Source organism: Methanocella arvoryzae MRE50, assembly GCF_000063445.1.
Classification (GTDB): Archaea; Halobacteriota; Methanocellia; order Methanocellales; family Methanocellaceae; genus Methanocella_A; species Methanocella_A arvoryzae.
Genome location: NC_009464.1, coordinates 1,027,472 through 1,050,013 on the forward strand (window position 1 = coordinate 1,027,472; position 22,542 = coordinate 1,050,013).

At 55.8% G+C, this 22,542-nt stretch carries 30 protein-coding genes; 5 read left to right on the forward strand and 25 right to left on the reverse strand.

Annotated features, from left to right (window positions below; genetic code table 11):
- Nucleotides 1-27: 27 nt before the first annotated feature.
- From mtrH to RCI_RS05335, 14 genes are all read right to left on the reverse strand, one after another.
- Nucleotides 28-966: a tetrahydromethanopterin S-methyltransferase subunit H gene (gene mtrH, locus RCI_RS05270; protein ID WP_012035362.1), complete on the reverse strand. Its 939-nt coding sequence runs from the start codon at nucleotides 964-966 to the stop codon at nucleotides 28-30.
- A 13-nt stretch (nucleotides 967-979) separates the two neighbouring features.
- A complete protein-coding gene (mtrG, locus tag RCI_RS05275; RefSeq protein WP_012035363.1) occupies nucleotides 980-1,180 on the reverse strand; it encodes a tetrahydromethanopterin S-methyltransferase subunit MtrG in 201 nt (66 codons plus the stop codon).
- A gap of 1 nt (nucleotide 1,181) precedes the next feature.
- Nucleotides 1,182-1,928, reverse strand: coding sequence for a tetrahydromethanopterin S-methyltransferase subunit A (mtrA, locus tag RCI_RS05280; RefSeq protein WP_012035364.1), 747 nt, complete (start codon nucleotides 1,926-1,928; stop codon nucleotides 1,182-1,184).
- A 10-nt stretch (nucleotides 1,929-1,938) separates the two neighbouring features.
- Nucleotides 1,939-2,727: a tetrahydromethanopterin S-methyltransferase subunit A gene (mtrA, locus tag RCI_RS05285; RefSeq protein ID WP_012035365.1), complete on the reverse strand. Its 789-nt coding sequence runs from the start codon at nucleotides 2,725-2,727 to the stop codon at nucleotides 1,939-1,941.
- Nucleotide 2,728: 1 nt separating this feature from the next.
- On the reverse strand, nucleotides 2,729-3,043 hold the full coding sequence (mtrB, locus tag RCI_RS05290) for a tetrahydromethanopterin S-methyltransferase subunit MtrB (RefSeq protein WP_012035366.1): 315 nt from the start codon (nucleotides 3,041-3,043) through the stop codon (nucleotides 2,729-2,731).
- The gene (mtrC, locus tag RCI_RS05295) at nucleotides 3,044-3,958 is read right to left on the reverse strand and encodes a tetrahydromethanopterin S-methyltransferase subunit MtrC (RefSeq protein WP_012035367.1); all 915 of its coding nucleotides are present in this window, start codon (nucleotides 3,956-3,958) and stop codon (nucleotides 3,044-3,046) included.
- A 3-nt stretch (nucleotides 3,959-3,961) separates the two neighbouring features.
- Nucleotides 3,962-4,741 (reverse strand): tetrahydromethanopterin S-methyltransferase subunit D, encoded by a 780-nt coding sequence (mtrD, locus tag RCI_RS05300; protein WP_012035368.1) that lies wholly within the window; start codon nucleotides 4,739-4,741, stop codon nucleotides 3,962-3,964.
- Nucleotides 4,742-4,744: 3 nt separating this feature from the next.
- A complete protein-coding gene (gene mtrE, locus RCI_RS05305) occupies nucleotides 4,745-5,638 on the reverse strand; it encodes a tetrahydromethanopterin S-methyltransferase subunit E (protein WP_012035369.1) in 894 nt (297 codons plus the stop codon).
- Nucleotides 5,639-5,874: 236 nt separating this feature from the next.
- Complete coding sequence (gene mcrA / locus RCI_RS05310) at nucleotides 5,875-7,545, reverse strand: coenzyme-B sulfoethylthiotransferase subunit alpha (RefSeq protein WP_012035370.1); 1,671 nt, start codon at nucleotides 7,543-7,545, stop codon at nucleotides 5,875-5,877.
- A 15-nt stretch (nucleotides 7,546-7,560) separates the two neighbouring features.
- Complete coding sequence (mcrG, locus tag RCI_RS05315; RefSeq protein ID WP_012035371.1) at nucleotides 7,561-8,319, reverse strand: coenzyme-B sulfoethylthiotransferase subunit gamma; 759 nt, start codon at nucleotides 8,317-8,319, stop codon at nucleotides 7,561-7,563.
- Nucleotides 8,320-8,331: 12 nt separating this feature from the next.
- Nucleotides 8,332-8,958, reverse strand: a complete 627-nt coding sequence (gene mcrC, locus RCI_RS05320; RefSeq protein WP_012035372.1) for a methyl-coenzyme M reductase I operon protein C — start codon at nucleotides 8,956-8,958, stop codon at nucleotides 8,332-8,334.
- Between the two features lie 7 nt (nucleotides 8,959-8,965).
- On the reverse strand, nucleotides 8,966-9,469 hold the full coding sequence (gene mcrD, locus RCI_RS05325) for a methyl-coenzyme M reductase operon protein D (RefSeq protein WP_012035373.1): 504 nt from the start codon (nucleotides 9,467-9,469) through the stop codon (nucleotides 8,966-8,968).
- A 30-nt stretch (nucleotides 9,470-9,499) separates the two neighbouring features.
- Complete coding sequence (gene mcrB, locus RCI_RS05330; protein WP_012035374.1) at nucleotides 9,500-10,831, reverse strand: coenzyme-B sulfoethylthiotransferase subunit beta; 1,332 nt, start codon at nucleotides 10,829-10,831, stop codon at nucleotides 9,500-9,502.
- A 657-nt stretch (nucleotides 10,832-11,488) separates the two neighbouring features.
- Nucleotides 11,489-12,697, reverse strand: coding sequence for a tRNA (N(6)-L-threonylcarbamoyladenosine(37)-C(2))-methylthiotransferase (locus RCI_RS05335; RefSeq protein ID WP_048198083.1), 1,209 nt, complete (start codon nucleotides 12,695-12,697; stop codon nucleotides 11,489-11,491).
- 115 nt (nucleotides 12,698-12,812) lie between these two features.
- Here RCI_RS05335 and RCI_RS05340 point away from each other — a divergent pair, with 115 nt between their 5' ends.
- The 4 genes from RCI_RS05340 to RCI_RS05350 are packed head-to-tail and all read left to right on the forward strand — an operon-like array spanning nucleotide 12,813 to nucleotide 14,932.
- Nucleotides 12,813-13,679: a fumarate hydratase gene (locus RCI_RS05340; protein WP_012035376.1), complete on the forward strand. Its 867-nt coding sequence runs from the start codon at nucleotides 12,813-12,815 to the stop codon at nucleotides 13,677-13,679.
- 1 nt (nucleotide 13,680) lies between these two features.
- Complete coding sequence (locus RCI_RS05345) at nucleotides 13,681-14,265, forward strand: FumA C-terminus/TtdB family hydratase beta subunit (RefSeq protein WP_012035377.1); 585 nt, start codon at nucleotides 13,681-13,683, stop codon at nucleotides 14,263-14,265.
- A 23-nt stretch (nucleotides 14,266-14,288) separates the two neighbouring features.
- Entirely contained in the window at nucleotides 14,289-14,447 is a 159-nt protein-coding gene (locus tag RCI_RS16930) for a hypothetical protein (protein WP_158308872.1), read from the forward strand.
- Nucleotides 14,447-14,932, forward strand: coding sequence for a hypothetical protein (locus RCI_RS05350; protein WP_048198085.1), 486 nt, complete (start codon nucleotides 14,447-14,449; stop codon nucleotides 14,930-14,932). The genes RCI_RS16930 and RCI_RS05350 overlap by 1 nt, the downstream gene beginning before the upstream one ends.
- 18 nt (nucleotides 14,933-14,950) lie before the next feature.
- On the opposite strand, the gene RCI_RS05355 is transcribed toward RCI_RS05350, so the two are convergent.
- The 7 genes from RCI_RS05355 to RCI_RS05385 form a co-directional block, all read right to left on the reverse strand.
- Nucleotides 14,951-15,313 (reverse strand): transcriptional regulator TbsP domain-containing protein, encoded by a 363-nt coding sequence (locus RCI_RS05355; RefSeq protein WP_012035379.1) that lies wholly within the window; start codon nucleotides 15,311-15,313, stop codon nucleotides 14,951-14,953.
- A 174-nt stretch (nucleotides 15,314-15,487) separates the two neighbouring features.
- Nucleotides 15,488-16,666, reverse strand: coding sequence for an NAD(P)/FAD-dependent oxidoreductase (locus tag RCI_RS05360; RefSeq protein WP_012035380.1), 1,179 nt, complete (start codon nucleotides 16,664-16,666; stop codon nucleotides 15,488-15,490).
- Complete coding sequence (locus tag RCI_RS05365; RefSeq protein WP_012035381.1) at nucleotides 16,656-16,835, reverse strand: 4Fe-4S binding protein; 180 nt, start codon at nucleotides 16,833-16,835, stop codon at nucleotides 16,656-16,658. The genes RCI_RS05360 and RCI_RS05365 overlap by 11 nt, the downstream gene beginning before the upstream one ends.
- On the reverse strand, nucleotides 16,835-17,329 hold the full coding sequence (locus tag RCI_RS05370; protein WP_012035382.1) for a GbsR/MarR family transcriptional regulator: 495 nt from the start codon (nucleotides 17,327-17,329) through the stop codon (nucleotides 16,835-16,837). The genes RCI_RS05365 and RCI_RS05370 overlap by 1 nt, the downstream gene beginning before the upstream one ends.
- Nucleotides 17,330-17,393: 64 nt before the next feature.
- On the reverse strand, nucleotides 17,394-17,783 hold the full coding sequence (locus RCI_RS05375; RefSeq protein WP_048198088.1) for a hypothetical protein: 390 nt from the start codon (nucleotides 17,781-17,783) through the stop codon (nucleotides 17,394-17,396).
- Nucleotides 17,773-18,069: a hypothetical protein gene (locus tag RCI_RS05380; RefSeq protein ID WP_048198090.1), complete on the reverse strand. Its 297-nt coding sequence runs from the start codon at nucleotides 18,067-18,069 to the stop codon at nucleotides 17,773-17,775. The genes RCI_RS05375 and RCI_RS05380 overlap by 11 nt, the downstream gene beginning before the upstream one ends.
- A complete protein-coding gene (locus RCI_RS05385; protein WP_012035385.1) occupies nucleotides 18,053-18,430 on the reverse strand; it encodes a hypothetical protein in 378 nt (125 codons plus the stop codon). Before RCI_RS05385 ends, RCI_RS05380 begins: the two co-directional genes overlap by 17 nt.
- Nucleotides 18,431-18,525: 95 nt before the next feature.
- Here RCI_RS05385 and tmk point away from each other — a divergent pair, with 95 nt between their 5' ends.
- On the forward strand, nucleotides 18,526-19,152 hold the full coding sequence (tmk, locus tag RCI_RS05390; RefSeq protein ID WP_012035386.1) for a dTMP kinase: 627 nt from the start codon (nucleotides 18,526-18,528) through the stop codon (nucleotides 19,150-19,152).
- A 23-nt stretch (nucleotides 19,153-19,175) separates the two neighbouring features.
- Here the strand turns inward: tmk and RCI_RS05395 are convergent, their stop codons facing one another.
- The 4 genes from RCI_RS05395 to RCI_RS05410 all read right to left on the reverse strand — a co-directional run bounded on the left by RCI_RS05395 (nucleotide 19,176) and on the right by RCI_RS05410 (nucleotide 22,472).
- Entirely contained in the window at nucleotides 19,176-19,895 is a 720-nt protein-coding gene (locus RCI_RS05395; protein ID WP_012035387.1) for a hypothetical protein, read from the reverse strand.
- Between the two features lie 187 nt (nucleotides 19,896-20,082).
- Nucleotides 20,083-20,370: a MazG nucleotide pyrophosphohydrolase domain-containing protein gene (locus RCI_RS05400; RefSeq protein ID WP_012035388.1), complete on the reverse strand. Its 288-nt coding sequence runs from the start codon at nucleotides 20,368-20,370 to the stop codon at nucleotides 20,083-20,085.
- Nucleotide 20,371: 1 nt separating this feature from the next.
- Nucleotides 20,372-21,193 (reverse strand): imidazole glycerol phosphate synthase subunit HisF, encoded by an 822-nt coding sequence (hisF, locus tag RCI_RS05405; protein ID WP_012035389.1) that lies wholly within the window; start codon nucleotides 21,191-21,193, stop codon nucleotides 20,372-20,374.
- A gap of 97 nt (nucleotides 21,194-21,290) precedes the next feature.
- Nucleotides 21,291-22,472 carry a YncE family protein gene (locus RCI_RS05410; protein WP_048198094.1) on the reverse strand — a complete coding sequence of 394 codons (1,182 nt, stop codon included), beginning with the start codon at nucleotides 22,470-22,472 and terminating at the stop codon, nucleotides 21,291-21,293.
- Nucleotides 22,473-22,542 lie beyond the last annotated feature (70 nt).

Genomic DNA, 22,542 nt, shown 5'->3' on the forward strand with positions numbered 1-22,542 from the left:
TGGCAGTCTCCTGCCAGCCATTTATACTTATACCAGCTTCTTGAGCGGGTGCTCGTCGACGGTCACAGTGCCCAGGTCCTTGGCAGCCTCTGCGACGATGATGTCGTTCATGGCGACTGCGGGGAAGACCTCGACGGAGTGCTCGATCGGACCGTACAGGCAGAAGTCGCAGCCGAGGGTGATGGCAACGAGGTTGCTGCCAATGTCGGAGGGCATGTATGCGCCTTCCTTGCCGGGCTGCTTCTTGAACTTCTTCAGCCACGCCCATGCGGACGGGATGTTGTGGTAGCCGCCGCCCACAGGCTCTCCGAGCTGGGACTTGACAGCGAAGATGGACCTGTAGGTCGCACCGGAGCCGCTGCCGAGCGGGGTTGCTGCTACGTCGAGGAGGGGCCTGGTGATGCCCTTCTCGGTGGCGAGGGTGAGCATGCCCTTCGGCTGGCCTGCGCCGCCCTTGGTGAACATTTCCATCCTGCCCTTGACCGACATGTCCATGGCGTTGAAGCCGAGGACGATGGCGGAGGTGAACTTCAGGGGCTGCAGTGCCTCGATTTCGGCTGCCTGTGCGGCGGCGTTGATCGAGTTGTAGATGACCCTGTCGCTCAGGCCGATTTCGTCAGCCTTCTTGGCGCCGGCGACCCTCGCGTCTGCGACGGTGGAGTCGATGAGGAATGCGTCCTTGCCGATGTCTGCGTACCAGGTGATGTACTTGCCCATGGCCTCGCCATAGTCTGCGACAATCTGGAGCCAGATCGGGTTCCCGGTGATGTCGCTCATCTCTTCCTGCTGCCTGACAAGCTTCTCTGCAACTTCCTTGTCGAACGCACCGGTCTTGGTGTCGGTGACGATCTTGTGCTTGCCGTAGAAGATAGAACCTGCCAGTACGGTGGGGTACTCGCCCGGCTGGCCGCCTACCTTAGCTCTACCAACCTCGTAGACTTTCTGTTGATTTGCATACTTGAACATTGGTAAACCTCCCTTAAATCAGTCCTAACTGGATAAATATGCTGTACGCGATGTAGATTAATGCTCCGAACAGGAACCCGTACAGTATTCCGACTTCTCTGCCTAACCTCTTTCCTTCGGTCTGCTGGATCTCGGCGAAGGTGAACTCCACCTTCTCCTCGATGCCGTCGACCTTCTTGATCGCTGCTGCGTAGTCCTTGGGGTCTACGTACATATTAGATACCTCCCATCAGCCACACGGGGATCAGTACGAACGCAATCACGAAGACTGCGCCCAGGACGAACCCGAGGACTTTCGTTGCGCCTACAGCAGAAGTCAGCTTCTGGTTTCTTGCACAGAGCTGTGCACGGTAGCAGACGTCGTCTACCAGAGGCGGAATTTCCTTGTCCGGCTTGGCAGCTGCAACGGTGGTTGCGACTTCGCCGCCGGCTTCTTCCTCTTCCTCGCCGATCTTGGTTTCCTTGATCTCGAGCAGCATCGGCTCACCGGCAAACGCACCGGGATCCTTAGCGATACAGTCCTTGATGGCAGCCGTAATCTTCTGCTCATCCTCTACATCAATCATGTAGACAGTCTGGACCTGCTCCTGGAACCTCTTGACAGCCTTGTCATCAAGGTTCTCAATAAAGGGAATAGCACCCTTAGCACCGACAATCCTGCCGCCCTTAAGACCATTCTTGTGCAGACACTCCAGAGCATCGCCCGAAATGTGGCCCTTAACCTCAGCACCGGTAATAATGATAAACCGGATGTTCGGATTCGAGATAACGTTAGCCACAATCTTCTCGATACCCAGGTTCTCAGTGTGGAACGGACCCGAAATGGCAGCACCAGCCTTAATCGGCCACTGGCCGAAGTGGGAACCCGCAGTCGCTACTGCAACACAGCTCTTCGGGTCACCAACATCGAACTCGCCCTTAATAACCGGCCATCCCTTTGCTGGCTCTTTCTTTTCAACCATATTAGATCACCTACTTAATCCTCAATGTCGATAGGTCCACTCCCTGCGGGAACAGCAGAGCGAGCAATAGCAGGGACAGAACGAGGCCGATCATGACGCCTTCCATCTTGCCTGCGTACCAGCCCATGGCGAACTTGTTCAGGTAGCCGATGCCCTTGACATCCTGCTTGATGAGCCTGATCCTGCTCTGGATCATCATGATCTCAGAGGCCATGCCGCTGACGACACCGCCTGCGGGGACTGCGCCTGCGACAACTTCGCCGCCGGCTTCTTCCTCTTCCTCGCCGATCTTGGTTTCCTTGATCTCGAGCAGCATCGGCTCACCGGCAAACGCACCGGGATCCTTAGCGATACAGTCCTTGATGGCAGCCGTAATCTTCTGCTCATCCTCTACATCAATCATGTAGACAGTCTGGACCTGCTCCTGGAACCTCTTGACAGCCTTGTCATCAAGGTTCTCAATAAAGGGAATAGCACCCTTAGCACCGACAATCCTGCCGCCCTTAAGACCATTCTTGTGCAGACACTCCAGAGCATCGCCCGAAATGTGGCCCTTAACCTCAGCACCGGTAATAATGATAAACCGGATGTTCGGATTCGAGATAACGTTAGCCACAATCTTCTCGATACCCAGGTTCTCAGTGTGGAACGGACCCGAAATGGCAGCACCAGCCTTAATCGGCCACTGGCCGAAGTGGGAACCCGCAGTCGCTACTGCAACACAGCTCTTCGGGTCACCAACATCGAACTCGCCCTTAATAACCGGCCATCCCTTTGCTGGCTCTTTCTTTTCAACCATATTAGATCACCTTCGCGAGTATCAGCATTACTAATACGAACGCTGCTATGCCACCAAAGATGAAGCCGTAGAACAGGTTGGTCCCGATGCTGGCGTAGTACAGAGACTTTTCCCTGCCGGGGTATGTCTCCAGGAATGGGCCAGTGGGGGTCAGCGAGTTCATCAGGTCATCTGCGTACTTGTCGAGCTTGTCGAGGTTCTCGTTGATAGGCTTGAAGTTGTACTTTACGACGCCTCCTGCCTCGGGCTCGACTTTACCCGTCTTGTAGTTGTACGAGAGCTTGTACTCTGGTAGTAACTTTACGTAGTCCGTCATTTACTGCTCCTCCTTCTTGGGTAAGAGACCAGTGGCGAGTACAGGTACTCCGCTTTCCTTGACCTTGCCGAAGTATGCCAGGTATGCGATGAACCAGGCGATCAGGCCCAGCGCGATGGTGATAACGCTGGAGATCATGGTCTGCATGGTGATCAGCTTGGTGTCGACAATCGCTTTGCCAGTCGCTGCGTCAACGGTGAATGCCGGAGCGGCGAAGGACAGAATGCCGAAGATAACCATGCTCATGGTGGCAGCCTCGACGGCCAGAGTGAGCGTCCTCTTCTGGAACTCATCCGGACCCATGCAAGCGTTGAACGCGTGCAGCATCGGGAGAGCGCCTACGATGAAGAGCGGGGCGATGAAGCCGGTGTCGACGACCTTGGTCATCACAGAGCCGAAGTCGAATGCTCCGCCAGTGATGGCGACCGAGTAGCCGAGGTAAATCATGGATGCGGCACCCGCAATCATGGTCATGCCGACCTGCATGGTCGGGATCTTCATCTTGATGATGTTCTGTGCAATGAAGCCGATGATGGCACCCTGGATCAGGGAGAAGATCAGTGCGGCTACAGGAGCGACTAACAGTGCGACGGAGATGCCCGAGACGACCATGGACAGGCCGTGGGTTGCGAGGTAGTCTCCGAGGGCGAGGCCGAGCAGAGTCGTGGCCAGACCCATACCGAAAGCGAGCATGCCGATGGACGGCACACCGGTACCGATACCGAACTTACAGATCCTTCTGACTGCGTCTGCACCCCAGACGGTGGCCAGAATTGCGCCTACTGCACCCAGGAAAGCAAAGTAGCTTACACCGAGGACAGTGTTCAGGGCATATGCAGCGTAGATACAGATCAGGCCGCCAATGATTCCTATGCCGGCGAGAGTGTACCAGTCAATATCCTTGTGTTCTGACATTGTTTAAGCCCCCATCAGGAACATGATTGCAGCTGCCCAGATGCCCAGGACAACCGATGCGATGAGACATCCGATGAATGCCCTCGGCCACCTCTTGAACTTGGGGTCGTGGAAGCCTTCGATGGTACCAGCGATGTTGTACGAGGCCAGCACGGAGTTCACGAAGAAGATGCCGATTGCGACGAATGCTGCTGCTGCGATAGAGAACCCGCCAGCCAGGAGTGCCAGGTAGGTCAGAGCGCCGCCGATGCCTGCGAGGAAGCCGCCGATGAGGGAGCTTACTACAGCTACGGTCGGAGTGCCGTGGCCTTCTGTACCCTTGGTGACGTAGATGTCCTGCCTGTCGCCGGTTACGGGGTCAAACTTGACCTTGGCCGATGCGAGGGGGACACCGAGTCCGAAGATGTACAGTACGTTGGGTACTACGCAGAGGATTGCGATCATCAGCATGGCGCCGATGATACCGGCGACGATGATGATGGCGATGGCACCGATGTTAGCGGTGATGCCGGCGATGCTGAAGAGCGTGCCGTTAGCCAGTGCTTCTGCAAATCCGGGGTACTGGATCTTGTTGATGAGTATTTCTTCAGTTACCAGTCCTGCGCTGATCAGGCCGAGGAAACCAGACGATGCGGCCAGCATGGTGGTGCCAGTACCGATACCGGTTGCCTGCGCCATTGCGGCAGGTGCGCCGCCGACAGGCACGAAGTGGACACCAAGACCGACGAGAAGTCCGCCGAGGCCGATGCATGCGACTATAATTACGAGAGTTAACGGATCCATGTTTTAGTCCTCCGCTTCCCTGTACGGGCCGTAGTTCTTCCTCGCCCACAGCTCGATGATCCTGTTGAAGGCGACGATAATCAGAACGATGATCAGGCCAGCGATCATGGCGCCCCAGCCGTTCGCGAACTCGATGAAGATGATGTGTCTCCACAGGTCCACGAAGACAGTCAGGCCGAGACCGAGACCGGTCAGCGGACCGCCGTGCTTTACGCAGAAACCGGCGATGTCAGTGCTGCTTCTGAGGCCAGCCTCGCCCTTCTGGATGATCTTGCCCGAGCTGGCGATCGGAAGGCCCATACCGAACGGCTTTGCCTGGTACTGCCTCTCGGCACCGTAGTGTACGTCACCGACTGCAGAGCCCATACCGCCAGTCATGATACCCCAGAGAAGAGCCAGAATCGGGAACGGGAAGGGTTGTCCAATGATAACATTCAAAAGGTACGAGAAAGTTGCGATTGCCATCGTTGCAATAAATGCATGTGCAATAATCGAAGGTGTAGTTACCAGCAATACATCGAGATACACGGGCTGGCCGAACCTCATCTGGCCGGTGATCCTGCCCATATATGCCGTTGTAGCATATACACCGTACATCAGCGCTGCGACGGTAGCGCCGAGAGCTAACGATATTACTATGTTGAGGCTAAATGCCGTGGCCAGGGCCAGAGCAATAGCAGCTCCAGTAGCGGCTAAAAGCCCATAGGCAACAGGCTCACCGCAAACCGCTTTGTTGTATATACGGTGAAGATAGCCTACCTGTGGAGCCAGCTGCACTTGCGAGTTTGCGTTGGACTGTGAACCGAAGTCGGATTCAAGGTCCTCGGCTGCACCCGCGATGGTTGCGCAAGCGCCCATCAGTGCGAGGGTTCCAAGGCTAACTGCCAATTCATCCATGTGTTATCCTCCTTTAATTTTATAATTATGGATCGGTATTGGGACAAACATCCATAATTAGCGCTAAACTATCAGTTAATCAAAGGCTTGCTGAGTAATAAAACTTTCGAGACAATAATTTAAAAAATGGCATAGAGAAGTGCCATTTAGTAATATAAAAATGTTATAATATCAGACAATTAACGAAACTAAAAAAGAAAAGTGTTGGAGCCTTACGGCTCCAAATATCTCTGCCCTTACTTTGCGGGAATGACGAGAGATCTCTCGCCTGCCGGCATGAACTCGCGGATTGCGCCGCGGGCAAACTCCTTCCTCGGCTCGGTGAAGTCGAAGGCAAGGCTCTTGTCTGCGAAGGCAATCTTGATGAGCGGGCTTGCGACCCACGCATCGCCACGGCCGTAGTGGGCTGCGCCGGCGATACCGGTGTAGCCACCCTGGTGGCCTACGTTCATTGCGTAGTTCGGGTAGTTCGGGCCTCTCAGTTCATCGATTGCGCCCTCGTCGGACCTGCAGGAGAACACGTTGGTTGCACCGCACTGGTCCTGCAGGTCGTAGCCGAAGAAGCCCAGCCTGCCCCATGCTTCCTTGTGCAGGTACATGGACAGGTACCAGGCCGACAGGCCTGCGTTGGCGTTGCCGGTCGCGAGAGAGGTGGTGACACCTGCTGCTGCGGACAGGACAGTCGCCCTCTGCGAGCCACCGAAGTGGTCCTCGAGGGTGGTCGGGTACTTCTCGTACTGCTCGATGCCGTACAGGGTGACTTCAGTGCCGATGTCGTTGACTACGTCCATGGTCGGCTTCGCCTTGGCGATGCCGTACTTGCCCTTGATGTAGTCGTAGCCGTAGTAGCAGAAGTCATCGAGGATGTCGTCAGTGTATGCAGCGGTTGCATACTGGGTGAAGCCGACACCGCCGGACATGTAGCTGCCGAGCCAGATCTGGTCGTACAGCATGCAGCCGGATGCGACGGTCTCGAGCGAGGACTTCACGGGGTCGTCCGGGTATTTCCTGTGGGTCTGGACAATGTCTGCCAGGAAGCCGAAGGATACTCCACCGGGCTCGTTGGGGCCACGGGCACGCCTTGCGGGCAGGAGGTTACCCATCTCGACGACCGATGCGTGCTTGGCGGCGAATGCGAGGTCTGCGACTGCTGCCTCACCGGCGCACATCTTGTATGCGTCGATGAACGACATGCCGATCTGCATTGCGGACCACCTGGAGGTGGTGCCACCGTCGCAAGTCCTGACTACGATGGTCGGGATGTGGACAGCCTGGAACAGCTGCTTGCCGATAGCCTTCTTGAGCTGGGCGGCCTGCTCCTTGGGGAATGCCTTGTTGATGTCCAGGACGTACTGCTTGTCGATGGAGTCGGCGAGCTCGTCGTCACCGGTGAAGACCTTGACGAAGCAGTCGTCGGTGAGGCCCGGGTGGGTCTCGACCATGTGTTCCTGTACGACTGCTGCGCCCGGCATTGCGTGGTTGAGCACTGCCAGGTAGTTGCTGATCGTTTCAGGGGTGACGGTCTTGCCTAACCTCTTCTCGAGGGTGGCGTGGGCGGTGTCAAGGCCTACGATGACGGTCCTGCGGATCTCATCCCAGAACTGCTGCATTGCAGCGTTGTTGACGAAGTGCAGGTCGTCGCCTTCAACTGCGATGTCAGTGCCGCTGACTACATAGTTCATCAGCTGCCTCTGACCGAGGGGGATACCTCCCATGTGCACCATGGGGTTGTACATGGAGATGCCTCTCTTCTTCGCGATTGCGTCGCCGGTCTTCTTGAACTCGACCTTTCTCTTGGACTGAGTGTAACCTTCGTACTTGAACTTGGTTACCTGGGCGGTCGGCTCTTCGGCGAACTTCTTCTTCATTGCCTTGATGAATCTCTTCTGAGTTTCCTTAACTGCCATTTAGCTCACCTCTCCTTACACCTTCGGGTAGAAGCCGCACTTTGTCCTGAGGGTGAAAATCCTCTGGACCCAGCCAACTACCTCGTCGTCGGACCTGAAGGAAACGCCATCGATCCTGTAGATGGTCGTCCTCTTCTTGAGCTCTGCTTCGGACATGGGCTTGCCGAGGTTGACCTTGCGGTCGAGCGGGTCGCCGACCTGGTCCTTGACTGCCTTGACGGTGCCGTCCTTGTCCAGGACCTGCCTCTGCAGCATGTCGAACATCATGCCGTTCTCGTTCAGCCTGAGCGAGTGGCCGTGCACAGTGCAGCCTCTGAGGGATGTCCTGGCGGGGTCGAACATCTCGGTCTCGAAGGTTTCCTTGGTGATCTTCTCAAGGTCTCTCTCACGAGCTTCGATGATCTGCCTGCCGGAGAGGGTGCCTGGGTCTACTCCCCTGTACCTGGTGACTGCCATCCATGACCTGAGGTAGGGGACCATCGGGGCGAAGTACATGGAGTCAGCGTACTGGTTGTACCTGATCCTGTCGCCTGCCTTTGCGCCGGGGGTGGGCTCGACCAGCTTGCGGATCGGGCAGTCCGGCTCGTTGCTCTCGGTTAAGGGCGGGTGGATGGTCTTGTATGCGGAACCCGGAGCGCGGTGTCCCAGCATGATGACGATGTCATCATCGGAGAGGCTCCTGAGCTTCTCCATCTTGTATGAGGGGTCCATGAACTTCTTACGGTTCTGGGCCACAGAAGTCTTACCTGGGTAGAACTGTGGTTTGTATGCCATATCATTCAACTCCTACTTTGTAGTGAGCTTTTGCGGGTTTAGTTCAATGATATGCTTCACGATCTCGTTCAGCTTGTCTCTTGCACAAGTCTGACCTCTCGTGATACCGGTTACGATCTCAACGACTGTTCCCTGTGTTTCGACTTTGTCCTCGGGCGGCTGGACCACGCGGGTCTTGACGCCTATCCGGGCGAAGTCCTCGAAGTCTACCGGGGCCTGACAGACGATGATTGCGGGGATGTCGACAAAACGCAGGATGTCCCTGGCTTTGTAGATCACGTGAGATTTCACGTTGCCCAGATGTATCAATGCCACTTTGTGCCGGCGTATCTGCTCGATCTCCTTCTCGTTCAAGCCGAACTTAGGCCCGTGGCCGATAGCTGCGTCCTCCGCATCGGAGGGCACGCCACCGCCGGAATAGAGCACCAGGACAGATACCTGGATGCCTTCTTTCCTGAGCCCGTGGGTGATCTCGCAAACTGGCTTGGTTATGTGCCGCCTCCCGGGAGTCATGGCGATGGCGACCACATCGGGTCGGCCCGTTTCTGAAAGGGTGCCTCTCTGGGCGAGGCCTCCTCCCTTATCCAGGCCCATGCTTTCTCTGCAATCCACAACCTGTGTCTCACGGTCTATTGGCATTTTTACTTCATCTCCGTTTTTCGTCTCTGTCGTCCGATTTCGGCGGGCAGTACGAGTATTTCTGCATCGCCCCGGGATCGGACATGCCCACAGATATGTCGTCGACTTTACCGCCTTTTCTCACGTAGTCCGTCAGCGTTTTCTGCGTCCGGATATAGAGACCCTCGTTGATCTCGAACGGGAAAGGCAAAGTCTTTCGACACGCTTCGTTGATTTTATCTTTTACTCCAGGGTTCTCGATCTCCACGAAAATCCGCCCCACCTGGACGGTCAACTCGATTTTTTCACCCATGATGTCGAGAAATTTCTTCTCGCGGGCATCGAACTTTCCATCCAGGAGGTCTTTCGGATCATCCTTCGGGAGACGGGGGCCGTACACGATCATGCGGGTGATCCCGCCGATCTTGTTCAGCTCGTTGAGCAGAGCCTGGGCAGTCTCGATGTTGAGTAGCCGCTCGGGGAAAATCTCGATTTGCATCAGGCGATTTTTCCCGGTAACCGGCGCTACCATTCTTAAACTCCGCTTTGTTCAGTTACCTGTCTAAATCTTGTCCTTGATTTCCTTGGCGCCCTTCGCTACTGCGACGAGCGGCTGGTTGAACTCGGGGATCTCACCGAAGACTTCCATTGCCTTGGAGGTCGACTCGGGCGAGAACATCTGAGTGCCTGCATCAAGTGCGCAAGCTGCCGACACGCAAGGTACAGCGAAGCCCTTGGAGTGCCTGGTCACGACGTGGTTACCGTTGAAGATACCCGGTCCGCCGCCACCGTAGATCGAGTGGCTGAAGAACGAGAAGCCGACAGCGGTACCCTGGACCTTACCGAAGTCCACACCCGGAAGTGCGGTCTCTCTCTCGAGAAGGTCGTTGTAGTACAGCAGAGTCGAAGACACAGCCTGGGCGCCTCTGAGTGCACCGCAGTTGACCATCGTGGCTGCCATTACACCGGCTGCCGCGTAGGCGTTCCACTTCGGGATGTCGTCCGTGGTGTACACCTTGTATCCGGACGGAAGTGTCTTCTCGACTTTAATAACTTTGTCCTCGATGGCCTTGCCAACGATGGTGGCAACGACGGAACCGACGGTGCCGTTCTTGCCGTTCTCCTTAACAGTGGAGTATACGAGGTTGTTCGCGTTCAGGCCCTGGTATGCGAAGCCCATTAACTGGTACCTCTCCCACGGACCGATTGCATCGCCCATTTCCCACACGCCTGCCTGCTCGAAGATCGAGTTCAGGGCAGCTGCGTTCATGGCGTTTCTCTTAGAGATGATGACGCAGTGGTTGGTCGGAATGTTCCTCAGTGCGTAGCCGACACCTTCGTCCTTCTGGGGGACATCGAGAATCGACTTGACGTTGCCGCCTTCGAGGTCGATCGTCTGCGGGTACATACCCCAGACAGCCGCCTTGACGAAGGCACCGTCGAACATGTCAACCTTGTACAGCTCGAGGATGGACTCGACGGTCGCGGTTGCGGTAGAGCTGATGCCTGCCACGAACTCTGCGCCCGCTTCTATCCTCTGGGTCGGTACCTGCACGAGCAGGCTCTTGCCGCCGCCGAGGACCTTGACGTTGGTGTCGTCGCCCTTGGTTACGCGGACCAGTTCCTCGATCTTCTTGGCGATCTTGTCTGCGTCCTTGGTCAGGGGTAAGTCCAGGCTCTTGCCCAGTACCTGCCTGCCCTTGCCGCCTACCTTACCAGTCTTAAGGGCATTCTCGATGCCTTCAAGGCTGACGGAGACGGATCTCTTGGTCAGGTTGACGATCTTGCGGATAGCGGGGTTTACAATCGGGCTGACTGCCTCGAGTGGAACGTCCTTCTCCAGAAGCTTTCCCTTGTCATCATACAGGTCTATCTTGTCCTTATATTTTGGCATTTTCTCCCTCCTCCCGTAGGATTTCAAAACATATCAAGTGGCCGAAGTGGCCGGATAACGGCTGTGGAGAGAAGCCTCGCCGCAAGCCAGGCAGTGTTTGTTGCCATGCTGCGCCAGGTCATCAATCGCTGAATTCCTAAAACGATCAGTATTGATATTCCTCTCTCTAACCACTTGAACAATAATGATATAGCATTTCAAAGATATTAAGTTTATGTCTCGTTAATCAATCATTTGAGCTTCAATATAGTTATAAACAAATGGAAAAGAAATAATCCAAATATATTCCTATAATTACCTGTCATCCATATTAATCAATTTGTTACAAAACATGATAAATAAACGTAATTAGCTTCTTAATCGATATTATTTTAATATAAAAATAACTTCTAAAAAGGAGTGAATATCATACATTTGCAAGTGAATCTATAAATAGATTACTATATGTAAAAAAAAGACAAAATTAACAAGAAATAACTTTTTTAGCACATGTATCAGCATATTATTACAATAATGGTCGGGATAAGCGTACGATCTCAAATTAGAGCTACAATATGCCACCATATAGCATATTTAGCGTGTATTTTCCGATATTTTTAGGTTACGTTACAATGTAAATAAGCGTGGAATGAGGGGTGATGATCCAGTGATTTGGGGCTATATTCTCCGCCCGATCAGGTAAGTTGTCTTTGCAGCGGATATTTCCACGTTCGCCACTGTTCCCAGCGGCAGGTCTTCCTCAATCACCACCATATTATAGGAGGGATCGCGTGCGATAACCGTGCCAGGCTTGCCCTTTTCTGATACAAGCACGGATCTGCGGCTGCCCACCGCTTCTTTCAGGTCATGAGAGGTGACTTCGTGATGCAGTGCGGTCAGCATACGGGAACGTTCTTTCTTGGTGCGCTCGAGCACGTCTGGCATCGCTGCCGCAGGGGTGCCCGGCCGGGGGGAGAAGCGGGTGATGTTCACCTTCAGCGGCCGGTTAGTCCGCAGATCTTCCAGCGTGAGGCGGAAATCCGCTTCGGTCTCGGTAGGGAAGCCTACGATGTAGTCTGTCGAGAAGGTGATCCCCGGCACCCCGGCTCGAAGCCGTGATATGATAGCCGAGTACTCCTGCTCTGTATACGGCCTCTGCATGAGCTTCAGAATTCGATCGGACCCTGACTGCACAGGTATATGGGCAAACCGGTAGACCTTCGGATGGTTCAGCACATCGACCATATCGGGCAGGATGTCGGCGATCGAGAAGGGGTTCATCATGCCGATGCGCACCTTGAAGTTGCCGGGAAGCGAAGCAATACTCCGTATGAGTGTGGGTAGCCGCACTCCCGTATCCAGGCCGTAAGCCCCTGAATCCTGAGAGGTGAGGAAGAGCTCCGAGGCGCCTTCTGCGATCGCCCGGCGGGCGGCCTCCACGATGTCCGGGGCAGGCGTGCTGCGGATGCGGCCCCTCACGAGCCTCACTATGCAGTATGAGCACTGGCCATTACACCCTTCGGCAATCTTGATGGTCGCGGTCCTGCCAGTCATCGCAATCGAAAGCCCGGCCTCCGGCCGAAGGCCCAGTGCCCGGACGACCGGCAGCGAGCCGGGCCCGTCCACGAACTCGTAGCCCTTAAGCCGCCCGGGCTCCGCCACTGCCAGGCACCCGGCCACGAGGACTCTTTTGCCGGGAAAGCGGGAGACTGCCCTCAGCATGCTATTCGCAGTATGGCCGGTCACGGCGCAGGTGTTTACAACGATGACGTCGGCTTCCTCCGGGCTTGAGGCGATCGCTCCACCCGATGCCAGCACTGCGTCCCTGATGCCTGCGGAATCCGCTTCGTTGGCGGTGCAGCCGTACGTCTCGATATAGACTCGCATAGTCACACCGGATAATATCGTGCCGGATTAAAAATCTTCTGAAAACCTCGAAAATTTCTGACAGGCCGGATACTCTTAAGTAATTTTTAAGCCCCATGCGGACTACTTGCTCTTGATGTCGCTGGAGAGGAACATCGAGGACGCCGCCGTCGAGCTGATCAGAAGGGCGGTGACCCGGCTGCCGGCCGGAGTGATTGCGGAGCTGGAGAGAGCGGAGAGGACAGAATCGCAGGATACCCCTAAGCGGGAACTGCGGGCCATGATCGAGAACGTGAGGGAAGCCGGGAGATGCACCCTGCCCATGTGCCAGGACACCGGGATCCCGTTATTCTTCGTCACTGTAGGGTCGTTCAGGGTGAAGGGGCTGGAAGAAGTCCTTGCCGCAGCCGTAAGAAAGGCTACCACAGAAGTTCCGCTCCGCAAAAACGTCGTGCATCCGCTGACCAGGGCGAATACTGGAGATAATACGGGCACCGATATGCCACACATAGCTTATTCGTTCCATGATGCCGAATATATGGAGATTTCGTACATGCCTAAAGGGGCCGGCTCGGAGAACATGAGCGCGCTGGCCATGCTGAACCCGTCTCAGGGCGTGCAGGGCATCCGCAAGTTTGTCGTAGAGACTATCGCTAAGGCAGAGGGCAAGCCCTGTCCGCCCGTGATCATCGGCGTGGGCCTGGGAGGCAGTTCCGACATGTGTATGGCGATGGCTAAAAGAGCCCTGCTGCGGCCGGTCGGAGAGAAGAATGCCGATCCGGAGATGGCAAAGCTGGAAGCGGAACTGCTGGAGTTGATCAACCGGACGGGAGTGGGCCCGATGGGCCTGGGAGGCAGGACGACTGCACTGGCAGTACACGTAGAATGGGCAAGCTGTCATACTGCCAGCCTGCCGGTGGGGCTGAATGTACAATGTTATGCTGCGAGAAGGGCGACGATACGAGTCTACCCGGACGGCCGGACAGAGTTCAGGGGTGACTGAGATGGAGCACAGGCTGAGGACTCCGGTCAGCGCCGAAACTGCAAGGTCCCTGCACGCCGGCGATACGGTTTTTTTAACGGGCACGATGATCACTGCCAGGGATAAGGCGCACATCCGGATGGCGGAGTACTTTTCGGGGGAGAAGCCGCTGCCGTTCTCCCTCGAAGGCGCAGTCATCTTTCATGGCGCACCCATCGTGCGGCAGAAGGCGGATGGATGGGAGATGGTGGCTATCGGGCCGACGACCAGCGCCAGGATGAACGACCTCGAGCCCCCGGTAATTGCCCATGGAGCCCGGATGATCGTCGGCAAAGGAGGCATGGATAGCCGCACCCTGCATGCGCTGCATGATCATGGCAGCGTATACCTGTCAATGACCGGAGGGGCCGCAGTCCTCGGCGCCCGGATGGTGAAGCGGGTAGCCGGGGTCGAGTGGACTGACCTGGGGATGGCAGAGGCGGTCTGGGTGCTGGAAGTAGAAGACTTCGGGCCGCTGACCGTAACTATGGATGCACATCTGCACGACCTGTACCAGGACGTGCGCAACAGGGTTTCGGAAAATATTAAAACCATGGGATTCAAATAAGCCATATCGAAAGGAGGTGAGCCATGATGTGTAGCGGCGGAGGCATGGCTATGGACGTCGAGCTTGACGAGATCAAGTTCAGGAAATACAAGTGCAAGGATTGCGATTCCACATTCAAGGGAGCCGGCAAGAAACCGACTTGCCCGTCCTGCGGGTGCGAAGACGTTGAGCTGATCGAGTGATGCAGGAGTATAAGCTCGGCTTCGGAGAAATATTATTTTTGGGCGATGGCAGCCATACGGTAGGCATCGTCAAAGCGGCGAGGCTAAGGCACGTTTTCATCGAAACTGAAAAGGAAGAGCTGGTGCAGTTTCTGGGGGAGGACGACCTCATCGCCGCCTCGTGCTTTTCCGGCGGCCCGGGAGCGAAGGAAGCGATCCAGTGCATGCTGTACCTTGCCAGCATGGGCGGTATGCCGCTGCTGGTGCTGCCGAAGAATCACCCTGCCACAGGGCGCTTACCAGTAGTATTGTCTGCGGGTGAGCGAATCAGGCTGACATCGTGCATAGTGCCGGGCACTCACCCGGAGCAGGACGTGCTCTGCGGCCGGGGAGGGCTGAACGGGCTGGTGGTGGCCGGAATTCCGGGGGCGGTGACAGTGACGGGCGATATTTCCGGCATCACTGCAGAAACGGAGCTCAGGCTGTTTTACACCGGATTAAAATAAAAATTGTATGAAATTTAGTTACGGGATGCCGAAGTACTCTTTCAGCTTGGGCTCGTTGAGCCTGAGCCGGATCTTCGGCCTGCCAAACGGCGTTTTCACGCTTTCTTCCTGGATGACGCTGAGGTTGACCAGGAAGTCTTTCCTGCGGGAGAACGTAGCCTTGGACGCCACGCTGCTTTCCTCGCCCCACTGAACTACATCATAGAATAGTTCGCCGTTTTTAGCAGCCGCTAGCAACGCTATGGAGACTTTATCAATGGCCTTGGTCTTGAGCACCGAGTACCGGGTGTCGTCGAAGGCTTTGCTGAACATGATAAAGTCCACAATCGTCTGTTCGGTTAGGTATCCCGACATCGAAGCGACTATATCGTTTAATTTCATAATTTAGATGTTTGCTTTGCGGGTAATAAAGTTTTTGATACAAAAATGTAACTTAAGCATAAATGAGCGCGTTTGTCAAATAAAGCCGTAATAATGCTAGATATTCCAGCGCCGACGATATCTTTTCGAAAAGCGGTAAAATTACAGGTGAAAAAAGAAATAAGCTGCGGGGGTTCAGATAAGCCCCACGAGCTCTTTCAGCAAGGCAGGATTCCGGGTGACGATCTCCTTGACTAATTTGGTGACGGTCACGTTCTCGAAGTCGACGCCCTGGAGTGAGTGAGCTGCCACGTTCATGGTGTTGTCGCTCACCTTGGTCACTACTTCTTTGATCTTGTAGTTCTTGTCCAGCGACTTGCCCAGCGCTTCCCGGACCTCGGCATCGTACCGGGACAGCGCCTTTGCAGACACGTCGCCAGCCCTGATGCAGTTCGCTATGATGTTGCCGGCAATCCTGCCGCTGCTCATGGCGTTGATGATGCCGCCGCCGGTGATCGGGTCGGATACGTGGCCTGCGTCTCCCACGAGCACGAGGCCGCCGGTCGAGAGCTTGGGCAGCATGCCGCTGACGGGCACCGCGCCGACGACGGTCTCGAGGATCTTGCCCTCGGGGAACTTGTCCGCGACGAACTCCCGGAGGTACTCGATCGGGTGCTTGCCCTTGTAGTGAGATGCCAGCATGCCGAGGCCTACGTTAGCCTCCCGGTCGCCCTTGGGGAAGACCCACACGTAGCCACCGGGGGCGTATTTGCTGCCGAGGTAAAAGTCGCAGGAGTTGGGCTTGATGTTGATATCCGTCATCAGGAACTGGGCGCAGGTCTCGATGTCTTTCATTTTCAGCGTGGTGTTGATGCCCGCCCATCGGCCGACCTTCGACTCGACGCCGTCTGCCGCTACGACTACCTTTGCCCGGGCGGTGAATTCGTCGCCGTGCCGCTTGCCGGTGATGCCGCAGACCTGGCCGTTCTCGATGATGAGGCCGGTCGCCTGGGTCTTGACCTGGACTTCGGCTCCTGCCTTGGCTGCCATCTTAGCCAGCTCCCGGTCGAAGATCTTGCGCTCCAGCACGAAGCCTACTTCGTTGCCCGCCATCTTCTCGGAAAGCTCGACCATGGTGCCGTCCGGGGAAAAGATCCGGGCGCACTTGATGTCCGCGCTGATCCACTTCGGGTCGGGCTCCACGAACTCCTGGAGGCCCGCCTTGCCGACGCCTTCGGCACACCTGACGGGGTCTCCGATCTCCTGCCGCTTCTCGATCAGGAGCACGTCCAGGCCCTGCTCTGCCGCGGTCTTCGCTGCCAGTGAGCCGCCGGGACCGGCGCCCACGACGATGACGTCGTACTCACTCTTCATCCTTCACCAGCTCCAGCGCACCCATCGGGCAGACTTTAGTGCAGATGCCGCACCTGTTGCAGTTCTTGTCGATCTCGATGAAGGTCTCGACCAGGTCGATAGAGTTTTTGGGGCAGGCGCCCACACAAGCGCCGCAATAGCCGCACCTGTAACGGTTTACTGTTATCATTACTGTTCCTCCAGTGGGACTTCCAGCAGTCTCTTCAGGTAGTTCTCCAGGTTCTTCAGCTCCCGCTCATAGTTCTGGATGTTTTCCATGTGCTCTCTCAACTGCGGGCCGTCGTCAGATCTGGCACCGGCCCTGGCAGCCGAAAGCTGATCCAGTACGACCTGGACGTAGTCGTCGTGGAGCGTCCTGAGCACCGTCCTCATGATCTCATCGAGGTCTGCCTTGCTGGAATAATAGTATTTCCGGCTATCCTGTCGCTTGTGCCGGTTTACCAGCCCTACCCTCACCAGCTCATCCAGAGCCGAGCTGACTGCAGGCACTGAATAGCCGGTAAACATGCTGATCTCGTCCTGCGTCATCTCGTTGACGGAGAGCAGGATTGCGCCGAATACACGGCCATGCAGATCCCCCATGCCCCGGGCTTTGAACAGCGCCTCGAACGTGCCGAGGATCGCTTCCCGTTCCCTGAGGATATCCGAGTAGGACTTGGTCATCAGGACATGATCTGCAGGGCAACTATTTAAATTTTTTGAAAATTCAAAAATTACAAAAGCTAAGTCATCTCAACAGATCATACTGCCGCAGCAGAGCTTCTGCCTCCCGGCGCACGCCTGCTCTGGAAGGCAGCAGGGCATCCGTAAGAGGCTCGGCATAGTCAGGTTCGGCACAGGGAAGGGCCGGCCGGGGGCTAAACCGGCCACTTATCCTGATAATAACGAGGAGGCCCGCATTGCAAGATGCGTAAAAGGTAAAGCCTGCCGCTACGGCGCACATAAGTTCGCCCTCTGGCTGATGTGCTCCGAATACCCGACAGTAGAGCGCGCGCAAATGGTGTGCATACTCAGCCTCGAGGCGTTCCAGACAGATGGGCTCGTCCCCCATAAAGATCGCCAGCCCCGAATACCCCGGGGCAGAGCGGGCCGCATCGACAATTTCCTTAACCGCCATACTTCGCCCCCAGCTCAAACCGCTCTCGGAGCCACCGGGACAGAGCATATCCTGCAAAGCCTGTGGCCAGCACGCTTAAATCTGCCACTGCGGCGACCTCCAGGCAGAAAGTTGACAGACAGAAAGCCAGCGCAAGCGTGGCCATAGATCCGAAGGTAACCATCAACCAGAAAGAAAGGCCGGTTCTGAACAGGCGATGCAGTTGTACTGCCAGCACCAGGGAAACGATACTGAGAATCGCAGCCACATACCCGGCCATCGAAAGGATGTCAGCCTGTAGCAGCATAGTAAAACCTCAGCCATATGATACAGGTAACGACCGCTATCACCGAGAAGAAAAGCATCGACATAGCTGTATTTACGGGGAAGAATGCGGACAGACATACTGCGACCCCCGCCCCGGACATGCCGGCAGCAGTGAAGTAAAGCATTTTAAAGGCTGCATTGCCCCCGGCCTTAAGCAGAGTATTTTCCAGAGATGCCGCCAGTCCGAGGCCGCTCAGGAAGAGGACTCCCCCGCAGATCACCCTGGCAACTGTCCGGTACGCTTCGTCCGGAGACGCTCCCGCAGGCGAAAACGCCAGCGCAGGCACCAGCACTGCCACAAATATGATTAACGCGACAATCCGGAGGACAAACGAAGGCACACTAGATAATTCTCCTTAAACAGCATATATTTTTTCATTGCATTGAACATAAGTATTCGTCATCTATTTTATCGTTGACCGTCAATGAACTCTGGATGAGCCACGACAAAAAGGGGTTCCTGATCAGCATCGAGGGCATCGACGGGGCTGGCAAGTCCACCCAGATCAAGATGCTGCAGCGGTGGATGCAGGACAGAAAAATTGAACACGTGATCCTGAAGGAGCCCACCGCCGGCCAGTACGGCAGGGAGATTGCCAGAAGGGCGATCGCTCACGAAGCGACCAGCACCGAAGAAGAGCTGTGGCTGTTCATGGAGGATCGAAAGGAGGACGTGGAAAAGAACATCCTCCCGGCGCTGCGTGCAGGCAAAGTCGTGGTCATGGACAGGTATTACCAGTCCAACATCGCCTACCAGGGAGCCAGAGGCCTGGATACGGAGAAGATCAGGGAAGAGAACGAGCGCTTCTCACCCAGGCCCGACCTCGTCATCGTGCTCGACATAGACCCGGCCAGAGGGCTCTCCCGCATCGTCAACCAGCGAAAGAGCCAGCTCGATGCTTTCGAGAAAGAAGAGTACCTGCAGAAGGTTCGAAATATATTCCTCGACATAGGAAGGCAGCCGAATGGTGTTATAATTAGCGCAGATCAGAGCCCGGAGAAAGTACACCAGGAGATCGTGAAGGCGATAGAAGAGAGGCTGCCGGCTGACTTTTTTAAGTAAATTCGGACAGCCTGATCTGATGATCACGCCCTAATCAGCCGCACCGCATGCTCCGTGTAGTAGCCGTAGAAAGCAGAGGCTACAATTGTAATGAGGATAGTGGCGGTAAAGCCGAGCAGGCCCAGTACAAGCACCCCACTCAGTCCCCACGTAGCAGTCGATCTCACATCGACTCCCGCCTGTACGGCATCGATGACGTACAGCATGACAGCCATGGCGCTGATCAGCGCAGGTATGAACATGGCAAGCACTGCCGTGACGAGAAACATGTCGATGATGAGCTTGATCAACATGTAGCCGCCTATTAGACCGGTCTTCCTGCCGAGCAGCGTAAAAAACTCTCCAGCCGCTTTCCTGAACGAGACTTTATCCTCGTACCGCAGCGCAAAGATCGGGTCCAGCACGACCTCCAGCACGATGCCGGCCAGAGATAACAGCAACATAGCCACAATGTACCCGGCCAGCAGCACGAAAAAGCCTTCAAGGCCCACGAATACGACCGTGAACGGCAGGAAGAAGCCCAGCACCACAAAAAGCAATCCTGCCTTCGCCAGCAGGCTCGTCCCCCGGTAATAGTTCTGAAGACGGCGTAGTTCGACGATCAGCGGATCGGCTTTATTCCCGGTCAGACCGTTCAGCCCCAGATACGCTCCCAGCCACTTCTTAAAGCCGAAGGGAAACAAAAGCTGGCGGGCCATCTTACCCGCATACCTCAACGAATCGGCGGCCGTTGGCTCTGACATACGCCAAATAATAGACGCTTAGCGATAAATACGTTCCGATAATTGACATAGAAAACAGTTCACCGCAAAGACTTACTATTCATCGCAGGGGTCCAGTCCACTGTGAGTCCCTGTGGTGAACCAGTCACTCTGTGAATCTCTGTGGTAACAAGTAGCTGCCCGGCTGGTAAAGTTAAAAAAGATCGTTTTATTTCCCGCACTGGCAGGGGTTTGAGTTACACCGGGTGCACTTTAAAGGATATTTTGATAAACAGGCATCCTGGACATCTATGTCCAGCATGTTGGCCATGGAGACCATCCAGGCGAAGACGTCGGCCATTTCGTGGGCGATCTCTTCCTTGTTCTCCTTTCTGAGGGCCTCGGCGAGCTCGCCGGTTTCCTCGTAGAACCACAGGGCGGTCTTCTCGAAGCCCCGGGCCTTGTCGTTTTCGCCGTACAGCTCTTTCATGAGCCGCTGGAATTCCCGGATTTCCATATTATGGCCTCACTGGTATGCCTCTCTGCCGGAGGTAGTCTTTAGCCTGGCCGATGGTGTACTCGCCGAAGTGGAAGATGCTGGCTGCCAGAGCGGCGTCGGCATTGGCGATCTTGAAGGCGTCGTACATGTGCTCGATGGTGCCGGCTCCGCCGGATGCGATGACGGGTATGCGGACGGCTTCGCCGATCGCTTTCGTAATATAGAGATCGTAGCCGTCCTTAGTCCCGTCGGCATCCATGCTCGTGAGCATGATTTCGCCGCTGCCCAGCTCTTCTATCGTTTTGGCCCACTCGATGGCGTCGATCCCGGTGGCCTTGCGGCCGCCATATATTACAACCTCGTACCATGCAGGAGTTCCGTCTCTGCGGCGAACGATGTTACGGGCGTTAGGGTCATCAATGTTGGTGTTACTTCGGCAATCTATGGCAGTCACGATGCACTGGGAGCCGAAGATGTCGGAGGCCTTGCGTATGAACTCTGGGTCCTTGACTGCGGTAGTGTTGATCGTGATCTTGTCCGCGCCGGCCCTGAGGAGCGCCCGGATCTCTTCGATGGTCTTGATGCCGCCACCGACGGTCATGGGGATAAAGACCTCACTGGCCGTGCGCTCGATCACGTCGATCATCGTGGCCCTGCCCTCGTGAGAGGCGGTGATGTCCAGAAAGACCAGCTCGTCAGCGCCCTGATCATTATAGCGCTTCGCCAGCTCTACGGGGTCCCCAGCGCTCCGCAGGTTCACGAACTCGACTCCCTTGACCACGCAGCCCCCGTTAGGGCCGAGAGTGACGTCCAGACAGGGTATAATCCTCCGGGTAAGCATGATATCAGGAGAGAGTATACTGGTATACTTTAAAAATATGACTATCCAGAGTCAATTAAAATAAATGAAGCCTGAGGCCTTCGGCCATGGCTCAGGCTTACAGATTCTTTCTCAACGCAAGTCCTACTGCAACCGTACCCAAAGCCAGCAGCGGCAGCAACGTCGGGATTGGTGCCGGGGCAGGCGCTGGAGCAGTCGAAGTCGGGGTCACTACTGCTGACGTCGGGGCGGGTGTCGGGGTTGCTGGTACAGGCGTGGGTACCGGTGTGGCAGTCGGAGTAACAGTGGGCACCGGCGTGCCGTCCTCTGCAAGATATATCGGGGTGATGGAGGTCGGCTTGTGGCCGATCACATAAGTCACAGGCTTATCTGCGCCAGTAACGGGGATGACGCTGATAGTGCCGTTATCCGGGCTGGCCACGAAGATACGGCTGCCATAGCTCTCGACTACGACGCTGCGGGCGGCGGGTATCGAGGCGATAGTGATAGCCTCACCCTGAGGGTCTACAGATCTGACCTGTCCGGCTGTGGGGTCGGTCACGTAGAATACCCCCCGGCTTACATCGTAAGCGATGTCCAGCGGATTTCCGCCTATGCTGGTGGTCTTGACGACCGACCAGCCGTTGGTTTCGATGATGGTCAGGGAACCATCGACAAAGCCGGGAACAAAGGCCAGCCGGTTATAAGGATCGATTCCGACGTTCTCAGGCCATGCTCCAACGGAGATCGTTTTGACCGGATTACGGCCGGCAGAGTCGATGACCATGACCGCGTTATCGATGGAGTTTCCCACGCATGCAAAACCATCGGTCGTAAAGGCGATCCCTGACGGGCCCGATCCTACCTGAATGGTCTTTTCTATGCTGCCGCCGGTCGTGTTGATCACGTAGACCCGCTGGTTGTTGAAGCTGGTCACGTAAAGTCTCATCCCGTCCGGAGAGATGGCCATGTTCGTGGGCTGGTCACCAGAGGGGATTTTCTTCATTACCTCGTCACGGTCGATGCTTATCACCGAGATGGTATTATCCCCTTCGGTGAGCACATAGGCCACTGTGCCAGTGGGGTCGGTGAGGACTTTGACCGGGTGGCTGCCAACAGAGATGTTTTTTAACAGCTTACCGGTGTCAGGGTCGACAACGTATACGATGTTGTCGTCGTAGTCCGCAACGTATAGCTTTGCGGCTGTCGCGCCCGCGGCAGTGCCGGAGAATATGGCGATAGACAGTACCGTAAGGATGGCGATAGATAACAGGCTTCTGATGCCGGGTTTGTATCTCATGGTCACACCTGTACCAGTCATTTGTATCCCAGCCGCTCCTATAAAAAGATAATCTGATCAAAGGTCATCG